The organism is Mucilaginibacter sp. 22184 (assembly GCF_052045695.1).
Taxonomy (GTDB): domain Bacteria; phylum Bacteroidota; class Bacteroidia; order Sphingobacteriales; family Sphingobacteriaceae; genus Mucilaginibacter.
The window spans coordinates 104,157-118,961 of record NZ_JBQEPI010000008.1; the positions used below are offsets into that span (position 1 = coordinate 104,157).

Annotated in this window: 13 protein-coding genes and 1 pseudogene; 7 read left to right on the forward strand and 7 right to left on the reverse strand. The window is 42.8% G+C overall.

Features of this window, described 5'->3' with window-relative positions; translation table 11 throughout:
* Nucleotides 1-5 precede the first annotated feature (5 nt).
* From ACTJKG_RS18530 to ACTJKG_RS18555, 6 genes are all read right to left on the reverse strand, one after another.
* Nucleotides 6-896, reverse strand: a complete 891-nt coding sequence (locus tag ACTJKG_RS18530; RefSeq protein WP_440740084.1) for an ABC transporter ATP-binding protein — start codon at nt 894-896, stop codon at nt 6-8.
* Nucleotides 893-1,636 carry a hypothetical protein gene (locus tag ACTJKG_RS18535; RefSeq protein WP_440740085.1) on the reverse strand — a complete coding sequence of 248 codons (744 nt, stop codon included), beginning with the start codon at nt 1,634-1,636 and terminating at the stop codon, nt 893-895. The genes ACTJKG_RS18530 and ACTJKG_RS18535 overlap by 4 nt, the downstream gene beginning before the upstream one ends.
* Nucleotides 1,633-2,028, reverse strand: a complete 396-nt coding sequence (locus tag ACTJKG_RS18540; RefSeq protein ID WP_172337251.1) for a GntR family transcriptional regulator — start codon at nt 2,026-2,028, stop codon at nt 1,633-1,635. Before ACTJKG_RS18540 ends, ACTJKG_RS18535 begins: the two co-directional genes overlap by 4 nt.
* Nucleotide 2,029: 1 nt before the next feature.
* Entirely contained in the window at nt 2,030-2,803 is a 774-nt protein-coding gene (locus tag ACTJKG_RS18545; RefSeq protein ID WP_172337250.1) for a hypothetical protein, read from the reverse strand.
* Nucleotides 2,796-3,644: an ABC transporter ATP-binding protein gene (locus ACTJKG_RS18550; RefSeq protein ID WP_440740086.1), complete on the reverse strand. Its 849-nt coding sequence runs from the start codon at nt 3,642-3,644 to the stop codon at nt 2,796-2,798. Before ACTJKG_RS18550 ends, ACTJKG_RS18545 begins: the two co-directional genes overlap by 8 nt.
* A 556-nt stretch (nt 3,645-4,200) precedes the next feature.
* Nucleotides 4,201-4,581, reverse strand: coding sequence for a hypothetical protein (locus tag ACTJKG_RS18555; protein WP_440740223.1), 381 nt, complete (start codon nt 4,579-4,581; stop codon nt 4,201-4,203).
* Between ACTJKG_RS18555 and ACTJKG_RS18560 the strand changes: the two genes are divergently transcribed.
* Nucleotides 4,522-4,743, forward strand: a complete 222-nt coding sequence (locus tag ACTJKG_RS18560) for a hypothetical protein (protein WP_440740221.1) — start codon at nt 4,522-4,524, stop codon at nt 4,741-4,743. The genes ACTJKG_RS18555 and ACTJKG_RS18560 overlap by 60 nt on opposite strands.
* Here ACTJKG_RS18560 and ACTJKG_RS18565 read toward each other — a convergent pair.
* Nucleotides 4,693-5,580, reverse strand: coding sequence for a helix-turn-helix domain-containing protein (locus ACTJKG_RS18565; protein WP_440740087.1), 888 nt, complete (start codon nt 5,578-5,580; stop codon nt 4,693-4,695). The genes ACTJKG_RS18560 and ACTJKG_RS18565 overlap by 51 nt on opposite strands.
* Nucleotides 5,581-5,838: 258 nt before the next feature.
* Between ACTJKG_RS18565 and ACTJKG_RS18570 the strand changes: the two are divergent.
* The 6 genes and pseudogenes from ACTJKG_RS18570 to ACTJKG_RS18595 form a co-directional block, all read left to right on the forward strand.
* Nucleotides 5,839-7,048 (forward strand): annotated as a pseudogene (locus tag ACTJKG_RS18570) (alpha-L-fucosidase); the annotation flags it as partial.
* 222 nt (nt 7,049-7,270) lie between these two features.
* Nucleotides 7,271-7,462 carry an alpha-L-fucosidase C-terminal domain-containing protein gene (locus tag ACTJKG_RS18575; protein ID WP_440740222.1) on the forward strand — a complete coding sequence of 64 codons (192 nt, stop codon included), beginning with the start codon at nt 7,271-7,273 and terminating at the stop codon, nt 7,460-7,462.
* A gap of 247 nt (nt 7,463-7,709) precedes the next feature.
* Complete coding sequence (locus tag ACTJKG_RS18580; protein WP_440740088.1) at nt 7,710-8,312, forward strand: RNA polymerase sigma factor; 603 nt, start codon at nt 7,710-7,712, stop codon at nt 8,310-8,312.
* Nucleotides 8,313-8,387: 75 nt separating this feature from the next.
* A complete protein-coding gene (locus ACTJKG_RS18585; RefSeq protein ID WP_440740089.1) occupies nt 8,388-9,572 on the forward strand; it encodes a FecR domain-containing protein in 1,185 nt (394 codons plus the stop codon).
* A 273-nt stretch (nt 9,573-9,845) separates the two neighbouring features.
* Nucleotides 9,846-13,112, forward strand: coding sequence for a TonB-dependent receptor (locus ACTJKG_RS18590; RefSeq protein ID WP_440740090.1), 3,267 nt, complete (start codon nt 9,846-9,848; stop codon nt 13,110-13,112).
* A gap of 25 nt (nt 13,113-13,137) precedes the next feature.
* Complete coding sequence (locus ACTJKG_RS18595; RefSeq protein ID WP_440740091.1) at nt 13,138-14,754, forward strand: RagB/SusD family nutrient uptake outer membrane protein; 1,617 nt, start codon at nt 13,138-13,140, stop codon at nt 14,752-14,754.
* Nucleotides 14,755-14,805: the final 51 nt, after the last annotated feature.

Below are 14,805 nucleotides of genomic sequence, written 5' to 3' on the forward strand. Positions count from 1 at the left end.
GTGATTTACATGGTATTTACATCTACACGCGTAGCAATGTTGCTGAAGTAAACATCTTCGAGATTCGGCGCAGCGGATACAAAACCGTCAGCCGGCTCACCGCTCTCCTGGAGGATGCGGATATGAAGCTTTCCGGATTTTAACTGTGTGGATATTACGCTGTAAACATCCCGGTAATATTGTATTTCGGCCTGCTTGATGGCTTTGGAGTAGATCTTGCCTTCAAGTTCTTTAACGGCCGTCTCGGGGTCGCCGGCGTAAAGTACCTCGCCCAGGCAGATGATGGCAAAATTGGAGCAAAGCGTGCTTACGTCCTCCACAATGTGGGTCGATAGGATCACGATGGTGTTTTGCCCTAACTGGCTCAGCAGATTATAAAAGCGGTTCCGCTCGGCGGGGTCCAGGCCTGCGGTTGGTTCATCTACGATAATCAGTTTCGGATCGCCGATGAGCGCCTGGGCAATACCAAAGCGTTGTTTCATCCCGCCGGAATACGTGCCGAGATGCTTTTTCCGGTCTTTAAACAGATTTACTTTTTCCAGCAGGCCAAGCACCAGGTCCTTGCGTTCGCCAGCGTTGCCGACGCCTTTGAGCTGGGCAATATGGTCGAGCATGCGCTCGGCGGATATTTTGGGATAAACCCCAAACTCCTGTGGCAGATAGCCGAGCAATTGACGCACCTGGGTTTTGTTTTTCAGTACGTCGAGCCCGTCCAGAAAAACAGTGCCGCTATCGGCTTCCTGCAAGGTGGCTATGGTACGCATCAGCGACGATTTACCAGCGCCGTTTGGCCCAAGCAAACCGAACATGCCGTTATCCAGCGTCAGCGATACATCTTTAAGGGCATGCACACCGTTGGCATAAGTTTTTGAGAGTGAATTGATGGTTAATTTCATGGCTGGGGGGATTTAAAGAGTTGTTTACTGATACTGCCGGTTACGAGCAGCCTGGCGCTGTCGGCAATTTGATAGGTGATATGATTCCCTGCAGGGGATAGAATGCGTAAAGTGCTTTTATGCTGAATATCCAAAAAGGCCGATTTAAACCGGTTGCCCTCGCCCAATGTGATCATCGCGCCCGCGCCCGGCTGCGCGCCCGCTGTAAGCAATACTGAATTAATGCGATTATTCTCAAGCATCACGTTTGCAGCATGTAAGGCGATTAAACGGAGACTATCGGCATCAAATCCGGTTATCCGGCTGTATTTCCAGTTAAAGTCGTTCGAAACAGAATCGGTTACTTTCAGGTCGCCCGCTGTGTAGCGGGTATCGGTAGTAAATGCTTTCAAATCCGGGCAGGATACAAATACCACGTATTCGCTGTTAATATTGCGATAATGATCTTTATAACTGGCATCAAAAACCAGCGTCCGGCCCCGTTTGGTTATTTTAACAAAATCCATGGCGGTAGGCTCAATCGTCACTTTATAAGGCCCCCTCAACACCATCAGGTTAATGGCCGACGCCGAATGCAGGTCGATCGAATCAAAATCGCTGAAATCGGTGGCGATATAATCCCGGAACGGGTTTTTGAAATCGCCTCGCAGGTATTCGGCCTTCAGTTGAAAATCGTAGATGCCCAGGGTTACAATTACCAGCACCGTTGCTGCAATTAATATTTTGACACTTGTTCTCATTGTTCGTCGGTATTGCTTTTTGGAGTTGACTGATGGGCCAGGAATTCCTGGTATTGCTGCCTGATCTCGTCAATAGAGATATCCAGCAGGTAGATATTCTTAAAAAAATCGGGCAGGTGCTGCTGCACAAAGTTTTGCCTGCGGTAGGCTTTCACCTTTTCAAAACCGTCGTCGGCCACAAACAGCCCCAGGCCGCGTTTATTGTAAACGATCTCCAGCCCCTGTAAAAACTCGTATGACCGCATCACCGTGTTGGGGTTAACTTCGAGTTCCACGGCCAGATCGCGCACAGATAAGATCTTTTGTCCGGCAGGCCATTTACCGGTTAAAATATTATCGCACACAAATGATGCTATTTGCAGGTATATCGCTTCGTTATCTTTAAACTCCATATCACACCTGCTTTTCTTTTAACCTGAAATAGGCCGCAGCCCATATCAATGCCGCCGCCAGGAATATCGTGATAAGTATACCGGTTGAAACAGGCCCGGTAGTAACCACCGAATAAAATTTGCTGCCGATGCTGAAATTGAGAAAGCCAAACGGCAGTGCCATTTTAATTACTGTTACGCCGGTAATGAGCTTAAGAAACATGGTATTACACATCGTTATTACAATGTATCCGATAAAAAACGCAAAGCCGGTTTTGATGAAATGCAGCTTCTCAAAAAAGATGGCCCCGAAAATGCAACAGGAATGAAGTGAGGAATAGATCACCAATACCAGCAACATTTCGGGCTGAGACAATGACATTATCTGCAAACGTATACCCGGAAAGTGCACCAGTTGGCCCAATGTAAAAAGCACCAAAAAGAAGATGCCGGTATAAATAGCCATAAAAATAGGATACGAATACAACCATCCCACCAGGTATTTTTCAAACGACGAGGCCGGTAAGGTGATAGCCGGTATGGCTTTGCTTTTATTGCCATAATCACCGAATACCGTACTGGTGAAAATACTGCCCGACACCAGCATTAATAAAACAAAACATGCGGTTTGCATGCCCGTATCCGGTGGCGCAGGGAAAACAAAAAAGATAAAAGTACCGCCGAAAACAAATACCCCGAAGATCACTGCTGTCGACATCAGGTAGGTCCGGTAATGTTCTATCGTGTGCTTAATGAACAGGCGGCTAAACCGGCGGAGACTGAAAAAATTATTCATTCCCGGTTCCTCCATTAATAACGTCAACAATTTGTTGATTTCCTGTGGTAATGGCGTTGAACAACAATTCCAGATCAGGGCGGCTGTACTTACGATTATTGTTTTTCAGAATGGCGTATTTACCGCGCATTGTCTCCTCCTCATATAATACCGGCATCCCGGTAGTGTCTTCAAAAAGACCGAAAGTTAATTGTTCGCTTATTTCGTCAACAGCCTTTTTTACCACAATCCGCTGATTGTCGAGGATCAACACGGTATCTATCAGGCTGTCCAGATCGCGCACCTGGTGAGTGGAGATCAGGATACAACGTTCATCATTTAGCACCGACGCGATTAGTTTGCGGAACTGCACCTTGGAGGGAATATCAAGGCCGTTGGTGGGCTCATCCATGATCAGGACGCTGGTATTGGTGGCCAGCCCGAAAGCAATCATCGCCTTTTTTTGCTGACCGTAGGACATTCTATCCATGACTGCATCAGCATCCACGTCCAGCGTTTTCAGGTAAACATAATAATCCGTCAAACTGAATTTAGGATAAAAGGTAGCCGTGCTTCTCAGAAATTGTGCTGAGGTTAATGCCGGCACATAGATCTCCTCGGGCAGAAAAAAGAGGTCTTCCAGTAAAGACACCGGGCGCTTTGATGCGTCGATCCCATTGATCATACATTTTCCGGCCTGCGGAAACGCCAGGCCGGCCATGCTTTTGAGCAGCGTTGACTTTCCTGCCCCATTTTTGCCGAGCAAACCATAGATATGCCCGGGCAGCAAATCGAGGTTGAGCCTGGTGAACACCGGGCGCCCCTTTTTATATGCAAAGTCCAAATTCTGAATTTGAATCATTTTAGTGTATTAGTATAGTAGTACACTACAAATGTAATGATGAAAATGGTAAAACAAAATTTAATTATATATTTAAATATGTTGACGACTACCTTTTAGCTGGAACAAGATTGAACTCGAATCTCTTGATACAATATAAATCTGCCTGTTAGCATTTTTAAATTAAGCGGTTCGGTAATTTCGAAAAGTCCGATTAGGCTTCACAACGTGGTCGATTTCTAATGGGTAAAACTGATCCGATGTTGAGACAATATTCATGGCCAAAGAGAATGATTGGGCAAAATATCCCGAAGTTAGAGATACATTAATGTGTTACCCATGATGATTATTATCAAGATTTCCCAAGGGACTTGAAAATCGATTTGGTTACAGATTTTTTAGAATGCAATGGCAACTACCTAAATGGAACAAACGCATTTAATGGCCTTTGTTCCTAATAGACTAGGGAAACTTTCAGAACTACTTTTTTAAGACTTTGAGCTTGTTAAACGTATGTAATTTTGAATAATTAATTGATTTTCAATGATCTGTTTAAACAAAATCACCCTAAATAATTTTAAACTATGTCTGATATTATCCGCCTGTCCACAAGTTCCGGAAATACAAATTTATTTTCTGTTTTATATTGTTGCTCACTTGCTTTTAGTTCTCCTAATTTAAATAATTGACGTTTCTTTTTATTTGATAGCCTTCGTATAAATCCCCATCCGTTAAGAACACGTGGCTTATTAAAGATATATGATCTTCCAAAAACTTCAGTTGCAGTTATGAGAATCAATACTATAAGTATTATTAGTTGTGCACTATCAGGTAGTTGCTCAAATTTGTTAGTTAAGGCAATTATGAAGGCATATTTGATGTCAGGCGGTTGGTGGCGATGGGAGGCTTCAGCTTTCACAGTGAAATTTTCGTTGAGGTGAGCGCCGTTGGTACCCATCCCGATTATCAGGGCAGAGGCTATGCGAGACAGTTGATCTTAAGCCAAATCAGTAAAATAGAATTCCGCTTTGAAATACTTAGCTGGTTACAATGCTGTTATGTGTTATCCTCAATTTTCAAACCCAACCTGGAATATTTGCTTTTTATAGGCGCTGGGTGACATGCCTGTTAGCTTTTTGAAGGTTCTTGAAAAATAGGAGAGGTTGTCAAAGCCCGTTTGTACGCAAATCTCTGAATAAGGCATCCTTGTTGTGGCCATCAGGTATTGTGCACGCTCTACGCGTTTTTCGTTTACAAAATTTAACGGCCTTATACCGGTATGAAGCTTAAATTGTCGTGAAAAATAATCAATGTTTTGATTGGCCCGCGTGGCCAGTTGATGAATAGAAAGGTCTTGGTGTAAATTAACAAGTAAATAGTTCAGGGTTTCAGCTATTTTTAAGGGAATGGGATCGCGGCTGGGGTGCTTGTAAAGCTGGGGGTTAAGAAACTTGGCTATTAATTGCATGAGTATCCCTTGTGTTTCCAAGTAGGCTGAAATATTTTGCTGATTGTTTAGTCCCTGGTATTCTTTATAAAAAATATCCTTTTCATATATGCTGGGATTGTCTGACCTGTTGAGTCCCCTTCCGGGATTGATTTCCAATAAACGGTTAATAAGCCTGACATCTGTTTCCGATGCTTCAGTTTTTAGTATATTCCTATTGCTGGAAAAAAGGGAGTTCCCATCTATTGAGTCTTCAAAAAACTGTATGAAGTACTGACTCAGGAAATTGTTGCAGCTTAAATTACACAAAGTGAAACTTGGAATAATATATATGCACCCGGCCTCTAACTTTAGCGAATGGGTAGCATCTGATAAACTTCCTTCGCCATCATCGATATAGTAAATGCGATAGTACGGACTGATCACATTTCTGTAATTCCATTTCGAATTAAGTTTGACGTAATCAATATTAAGGAGCGAAAAACTATGCCCTAAATTCCTTTTGACCATCTGAGACGAAAATATACAAATATAAACTAAATATGCCATTGTTTATGAATGCTTTACCAGTTTCAAGGTCGGTTTTTTACAAAAAAAAGTCCATTTTATGCAAATTTTTGAACAATGGATGCTGTAGGTTTGAAAAATCAATATCACAGAACCTTAACCAATAACTGAATATTGCGAAGACTATTTACACCTCATGAAATGCAACGCGCTGCTTGTTACTGAATTAGTGGTTCAAAAATATATTGCGTTCTAAATGCTATGAAAAGAAGAACTTTGATAAAAGGAGGATTGACGGTCATACCCTCTCTGTACCTATATAAACTTTTTGGCCGGAATGCGATAGCTGCCGGAAAGACTGGATTATCGGCACATTTTCAGCCTACCTGGAACTCACTTGCCCAATACCAGGTGCCGGATTGGTTTCGGGACGCTAAATTTGGAATCTGGGCGCACTGGGCCCGCAATGTGAGCCCGAATATGGCGACTGGTACGCCCACGGCATGTACGAGGAAGGTAGTGAACAGTATAAGTACCATTGCAAAAAGGATGGGCACCCCTCAAAATTTGGCTTTAAAGATGTGATTAACGAATGGAAGGCAGATCAATGGAACCCTGATAAGCTGGTTTCACTTTATAAAAAAGCCGGCGCCAAATATTTTGTGGCGCTTGCGAACCACCATGATAATTTTGATCTTTTTCCAAACCCATACCAGCGTTGGAATTCAACGCAGATAGGGCCAAAAAAGATTTGATCAAAGGCTGGGCTAATGCTGCTAAGTCAAATCAGCTTCCTTTTGGGATAAGTGTACATGCTTCCCACGCATGGAGTTGGTATGAGGATGCCCAAAAAACTGATAAAACCGGCCCATTGACTGGTATTCCTTATGATGGAAACATGACGGCCACTGATGGCAAAGGAAAATGGTGGGATGGGTTTGATCCGCAAGATCTTTATGCCCAGCACCATCCTTTGAGTGCCGCAGGAAGGGATAATAATAAACAATGGGCCTGGGCTGATGGCGCTTGTCCTCCATCAAATGAATATTGTGACCGGTTTTATAAACGGATAAAAATGTTGATGGATAACTATCAACCCGACCTGATGTATTTTGATGATACCGTACTCCCTCTTTGGCCCGTAAGCAATGTTGGCCTCCAAATAACGGCTGATCTGTACAATAATAGTATACGGAAATATGGGAAGTTAAATGCCGTGGTAAACGGAAAGATATTAGATGAACAGCAACGTAAATGTATGGTTTGGGATATTGAGCGCGGTCAAAGCAATGAGATAGAACCTTTACCATGGCAAACTGATACCTGTATTGGTAATTGGCATTACGACCGTCGTGTTTACGACGAAAATAAATACAAGTCTGCTAAAACAGTTATACAAACGCTTGTTGATGTTGTGAGCAAAAACGGAAACCTATTGCTAAACGTTCCGATAAGGGGTAATGGTTCTATCGACGAAAAAGAACGCGCCATTGTTGAAGGTGTCGCAACCTGGATGCAGATAAACAGGGAAGCGATCTATGGTACCAGACCATGGGTGAAATTTGGAGAAGGGCCGGCATCAGAAAACGCGGCCCCTTTGGCGACCCAAGGATTTAACGAGGGCAAAGGAAAGCCATTTTCTTCGGCCGATATCCGTTTTACAACTAAAAAAGGCGTACTATATGCAATGGTAATGGGCAGGCCGGAGAGTCAGGTGTTAATAAAAAGCCTGGCTAATAAAAAGGATATCTCCGCTATAAGTTTATTGGGCTATGAGCCGAAAATAGATTTTAAAGCGAACAAGGACGGTCTCACTATTGCCTTTCCCGAAAGATTACCTGAGCAACCTGCTTATGTATTCAGGATAACAGGTGCCATTTCTTAATATTTAAGTATGTGGCTTAAATAGCGCCGCCCTTCTAGCAATTGTCTTGTGGTCAGCGTCAAACAGGGCGGCTTTTTTGCTCCCCGCTCCGGCAAAAACATCTAATCTATGTAAGCATAAATCTGTCAAGGGTAATTACTGGCGATAGTTTGATTTGCGCTCTTTGTAACAGGTTTGTTGTAATAGTTGTAGATAAATTTAACGGTATGATAAAAATTATATAATTTTAAGATCCATTAATTAAACATTGTCCATCAAGCCAATTCATAATGAAACCGAGATCCTCAGCAAAATTTCGGCTGGAGATGCAAGGGCATTCACTTGCCTGTTCGATTTTTATTATAAAAACCTCGGTCAATATGTTTATAGATTGACAGAATCACTTGAGGCCACGGAAGAGATTGTACAGGATGTTTTTGTAAAGATATGGTCGGGGAGGGAGAGCCTTTCGGAGATAGAAAGTTTTACAAACTATCTTTTTATTATAACCCGCAATAAAACCTATCGTTTTTTAAAAGATAAGGCAGCAGCTCGTACCAAGCAACAGCGGTTTGAACAACAATACCAGGAAGAATGCTCTTTTCAGCACGAAACCAATACGAAGAGAGATTTCTCTTATATGATAGACGAGCTCATTGGGAAGTTGCCACCGCAACAACGAAAGGTTTATGAGCTCAGCAAAATAAACCATTTAAAGTACAGCGAGATCGCAACGTTACTTTCGATCTCTCCCGAGACTGTGAAAAAGCATGTTGTAGCAGCTAATAAATTCATTAAAAACAGTATTTCTGAGAAGAACGACCAGTTGTTTCTGCTGTTTTTTATGGTTTGCGTTCATTTTTTAAAATAAAATATTTTTTTCTTGTTTTCGACTACCCCTTTTTTATTCTTTTTGACTCTTTAGTTGTATAAGAGAAAAAATAAGATGTCTGAAAGATTAAGCTACTTATTCCAACAGTATTTTAACAAGACTGAAACCCCGGCCGAGCGAGATGAATTAATGCAGTTCATCAATAAGCCAGGGTCAGAGATGCTGGTGCAGCGGTTGATGGAAGAAGTATTCAAATCAAATCAGTTTGAGGATGATCTTTTCCCTGCTGGTGCCCGTGATAGAATGCTGCACGCCGCATTGGGTGACCCAGTTTCCGATGATTTGGACGAGAAGATCATGCCGCTAAGAAAACGAACAAATAAATTCATCTATGTAGCTGCTGCCATATTGGTTTTGGCTTTATCATTTGGTATATATCAATACCGTTTGCGAAAAAGCAATGACACCCTCGCGGCAGGAAAAATACATCATGATGTTAGCCCCGGTGGTGATAAAGCAATTTTAATACTTGCCAACGGCGCTAAAATTCAATTGAACGATGCGCAGAATGGCAAGCTTGTGCAGCAGGGTAATACTGCGGTTGTAAAACTGACCAACGGAAGTCTTGCTTATGTGCCTGGAAGCCAGGCAGGTATTACTTCGTTGATGAACACCATGGCCACGCCGAGAGGCGGGCAATACAGATTGCAGTTGCCGGATGGTACAGTGGTTATGCTTAATGCTGAATCGTCTATTTCATACCCCACAGCATTTACCGGCAAATCAAGAAATGTCAGCATTAGCGGCGAGGCCTACTTCGAAGTTGCTAAAAATAAAAAAATGCCTTTTGTAGTAAGCTTCGGAAACCAGAAGGTAGAAGTGCTGGGTACTCATTTTGATATCCGTGCTTATAGTGAGCAACCGGGCAAAACAACTCTTTTAGAAGGCTCGGTTAAAATATCAAATGGCAATCAAAAGCATTTGCTGGTGCCTGGGCAACAGGCGGTTTATGATACTGGCGCCAGGAAATTTGATGTAAAAACAGTTGATACCGAAGATGTTGTCGCCTGGAAAAATGGCCTGTTCCTTTTTGATAATACAGAACTTGAGCAGGTAGTGCTTGAACTGGCCCGGTGGTATAATATCGATGTGGAGTATAGGGGGCCTAAACCGCAGCTCAATTTTACAGGCCTGGTTAAAAGAAATATTCCATTATCAAAAGCGCTGAAGTTGCTTGAAACAACCGGTGGCATTAAGTTTACTATTGCCGCCAATAAAGTGATCATAGAAAAAAAATAGCTTTAACCCAATTGTTAATTTAATTGCAAAATATGGATAAATAAAAACTTACCTCTTCAGCGGTGACCCCATAAAAAAAGCCCTCCCGGATTCCGGCCGGAAAGGCGATATGCCTGGATTAACCCAAATTTCAAATTCGACTCTGATTTAAACTTAACCCAAACATTCAAATGTATGAAACTACTCTTGCATTCTAAAATTCCTGTGCCTGTTCGGCACGGAGAATGTAACTACCAACAAACAAGAAATTATTTAAAACTGGTACTAAGGACGATGAAGATCACGGGCTTACTAATTTTCTTACTGGCAATGCAACTTAGTGCCCGTACCATGGCGCAAAAAGTTAGTATTACTAAAGAAAACAGCGAGTTGAAATCAGTTTTAAAAGAACTGCATAAACGCACAGGCTACTTGTTTATATTCAATAACACTGTTATGCTGAAGGCAAAACCGGTTACTATTAATGTAGTGAATATGGAGCTTAGCCAGGTGCTGATCCAGATATTTAAAGACCAACCCTTAACCTACGAACTTGATGATAATACCATTATCATTAAGGAGCGTATTACACCAAAGCAGCAGGATGAAGAGCAGCCCGCTGTACCCAAAAAAATAACTGGAAAGGTTACGGATAGTAGGGGGAGTCCTATTCCGGGCGTTACGGTATTGATAAAAGGCGGACAAACGGCTGTTTCTACCCTTGCTGATGGTTCGTATACTATTAATGCTAATAAGGGTGATATTTTACAGTTTCGTTTTTTAGGTTTCGAAACGAAGGAAGTATTGGTTGACGAGCAAACCTCGCTTAACGTTACCCTTGTTGAAGCTGCCAAAGGTTTGAGCGAAGTGGTGGTGATAGGTTATGGTAATGCGACCCGTGCCACATTAAGCAGCGCCGTTTCAACGGTAAATAATAAAGATCTGAACAAAGGGGCCATTACAGATGTTGGCCAGTTGTTACAAGGTAAAGTTCCGGGATTGAACATTACTGCCAGCGGCGACCCTAACAAACCTGCTGCCGTTGTTCTGCGTGGTGCATCTACAATAAACAGTTCGCAGGGGCCCTTTTACGTAGTTGATGGTGTTCCTGGTGTTGATATTGCTACCATAGCCCCCGATGATATTGCTACTATAGATGTATTGAAAGATGCCGCGGCAACTGCCATTTACGGTAACAGGGCAGCTAACGGTGTTATTATGGTTACCACGAAAAAAGGTAAAAAAGGGCAGTTATCAATATCATATAACGGCTATGTAGGTGCCGAAAAGGTAGCCAACCAGCTTGCTATGATGAACGCTGCCGAGTTAAGGGGTTTCCTGAAAACAAATAACCAGGCGCTTTCTGCTTCCGATGATAAAGGAGCGAATACCAATTGGCAAAAAGCTATTGAGCGAAACACTGCCATATCTCACAATCATAACCTGTCTTTCAGCGGCGGTACCGACCATAGCAGCTACTATGCCAGCGTAAACTATGTAAAAAAAGATGGTATCATTGCCAATACCGGCCTGGAGCGTGTTATTGGCCGGTTGGCTTTAACACAAAGCGCTTTCGATGATAACCTTAAATTTAGCTTATCTGTAACCAACTCCAACAGTAATGCTAATGATGTGCCATATCGAAACGTGATCCTGCTGCAATCAGCGCTTTTCCTGCCGGTTTCACCGATAAAGAATGCCGATGGAAGCTATTTTGAAAACCCGACAACGCAAAACTACTATAACCCGGTTGGCATGCTAAACAACAGCGTGAGTGATACAAAATACAATAATCTTGTTGCTGCGTTTAACACCCAGCTGAAATTGCCTTTCGGCTTAACATACAACTTAAATTTATCTTATTTAAATACTACTACTTTACACGGAGAGTTTTATACCTCTTATTTCACATCTCATTACAACGGTTTATATGATAACCCGGAGCCTGGTTTAGGCTATCATACGCAGCAAACCTTTGGTAGTAACGGCCAAGCTACAAGGAGTTCGTTACAAACAGTTAATAAAATTATAGAAACATATTTTAACTGGGATAAAAAAATAGGCAATCACTCCATCAATGCAGTATTAGGGTACTCTTGGCAGAATAATACTATAGGAGATGGTTTCCAGGCAACCACTACCAACTTCCCGGTTGATAATGTAAGTTACAACAACCTGGCCTTAAGCAACCCTTATGCCGTATCTGGTTTTCAGGTTAATTTTGGTGCCGATGGTGTGTTTCAGGAAACGAGGCTGATCTCTGATTTTGCCAGGGTAAATTATAACTACAATGATAAATACCTGTTGCAGGCTTCTGTAAGGCGCGATGGCAGCTCTGTTTTTGGTAAAGAGCATCAATGGGGATATTTTCCATCGGTAGGTGCCGCCTGGCGCGTAAGCCAGGAAAGCTTCCTGAAAGAAAATAATACCATAAACGATCTGAAACTACGTGCCAGTTATGGTATAACAGGTAACTCAACAGGTTTCAATGCCTATACGGCACAAGCTATTTCAGGTAGCCTCGGTACTTTTTACAGTAATGGAAATTATATCAATGCTCTGGGAGCTACACAAGCAGCTAATGCAAACCTGCAATGGGAAAAAACCTCTACTGCCAACCTGGGTTTGGATTTTGAATTGTTTAAAGGAAAAGTGACCGGCGCGCTTGAGGTTTATAACAAAAAAACAACGGGAATGATCTTCTCATATGCAGTTGATCCTATCCTGGTGCCAACCGGTACTATTGTGGCAAATGGCGGCAGCATGACCAATAAAGGTATCGAACTAACCATTAACACCACGCCGGTACGGACTGCTAACTTCAGGTGGTCGACCGCGCTGAACCTTGCGCATAATAAAAACGTTATCAACAGTTTGTCTAACCCACTGTTTTCAGGAGGCGATTCGGTGCTGTATTCCTTCCCCGAAGGTGCTGGTCAATCAAGCCACTCCTTGCAGATCTTAAAATCAGGTAAACCTCTGGGCCAATTCTTTTCGCTTCAGTACGCTGGCAAAAACGCTAATGGAGTTTCGCAATTTGTTGGTGCCGATGGCAAGTTGACAACTGCGCCAACAATTGGTACGGATTATCATTACCTAGGCAGTGCACAACCCAAATTATTGGTTGGCTGGTCGAATGATTTTCATTATAAAAATTTCGATCTGAATATCTTTTTCAGAGGCGTATTTGGTAACAAGATATTTGACGCAACACGCGCCGATCTTTTCAGGCCTAACACAGCACAGTACACCAATATCCTGAAGGATGCAGCAGGCGAATCGGCAGCAGATTACAATGCTTATTTGTACTCATCTCGTTTTGTGGAAAGCGGAAGTTACCTGCGTTTGGATAATGCCACCCTTGCTTACAACTTTAAACTGAACAGTAAGTACATCAAGGTTTTCAGGATCTATACTTCGGCCAATAACGTGTTCATCATAACCAAGTATAAAGGTGTGGATCCTGAAATTAACCAGGGCGGTATTTCTCCCGGTGTGGACTATAATAACTTTTATCCCAAAACCAGGACCATCCTGATAGGGGCTAACGTAACTTTTTAAGTTTAACCAGTTAAAAGAAATTATCATGAACAGAATATTAAAAAGCATTGGCTTTTGCGCTATACTTACGCTATGTTTTGCATCGTGCCAAAAAGTATCGGTACCGGTGAAAACAGAATTAACCCCGGATGTTTTTCCTCAAAATACAGATCAATACGCGCAAGCGGCGGGTCCTGTTTACGTGGCTTTGCGGGGCAATATCTCAGTCGAGCACTTTTTCATGCAATCGGCAAGTACCGATGAGGTGATCTTCCCGGCTTACGGTGGTAACTGGTATAATGGTGGTGAATTTCAGCAGCTGCATTACCATACCTGGACAAAGGACCATCCCGGTGTTAGCGGGGAGTGGTATTGGACGTCCACTATTATTGGTCTGGCCAACCAAACACTGGCAACACTTCAGGCCGCTGAGCCGGAAGGAACAGCCAAACAGCAGGACCTGGCACAAATACGGATGGTTAGGGCCCTTGCTTATTTTTATCAGATGGACAGTTTTGGCAATGTGCCAATTGTTACCGTAGCCGGCGATTATGCAGCACATCCTAACAAAACCCGTTCCGAGGTTTTTAACTTTATCGAATCGGAAATCAAAGCCGCTTTGCCTTCGCTAAGCAGCACTACAGGGCAAACCACCTATGGCAAGCCAACCAAATACATGGCTTATGCGTTGCTTGCAAAAATGTACCTCAATGCCGAATATTACACAGGCACCAAGCGTTATGACGATTGTATAGCCGCTTGCGATAATGTGATCAATTCCGGCGCTTTTCATCTTGAGGCAAGAGGTACCTACCTCAAAATGTTTTACCCGGATAACGGGCCACAAACTGCCGAGTTTATTTTTGCTATACCGTTTGATCCTACTGCAGCAAATACACTGCCTTTCAGAAGCCAGAACCTTCATCAGCGGTACGATTTGCCAAGGAGATTGGTAAATAAGTACAAAGTAAATTTCACACCAGACGGAGCTATAAGCACGCTGCCAACTTATTATGCCAATTTTAATGATCCTAACGATATCAGGAACAAACAATGGCTAACCGGCAAGCAATACCAGTTTGATGGCATAACGCCGGTAACTTATACTACAACAAATCAAAGCTATAACCAGTTTTATACTGGAAGCGACCCTAACGGCGCTTTAACATACCAGGTTGAATTAACACCTAACATTGTTTTAAGGCAAGATGTTGGCACGTTTGACGTGGGTAACGATGAAATAGGCTGGAACATGGGCTATCGTAACATTAAATTTTACCCGGATTCTACTTCGTTGAACAGGAACATGAAAAACGATATTCCAATATTCCGTTATTCAGATATTTTGCTGATGAAAGCTGAAGCTATTTTGAGGGGAGGGGCAACTACCCTCGGGCAAACAGCGCTTACATTGGTTAACACCCTACGTGCCGAGCGGACTACATCGGCTGCATGGAGCACCGTTACGCTTGATGACCTTTATGCAGAGCGTTGCAGGGAATTTGCCTGGGAATCATGGCACAGAAACGATATGATCAGGTTTGGCAAATACGAAAGTTCTTGGGGTTTTAAAACAGATGCTAACCCCGCACACCGTATTTTTCCGATCCCGACATCGGCGATGCAGCTAAATAAAGCGCTTGTTCAAAACCCTGGGTACTAATTGTTCAATTGGACTAAACCGGCGACGGGGTATTCTCCGTCGCCTGATTCA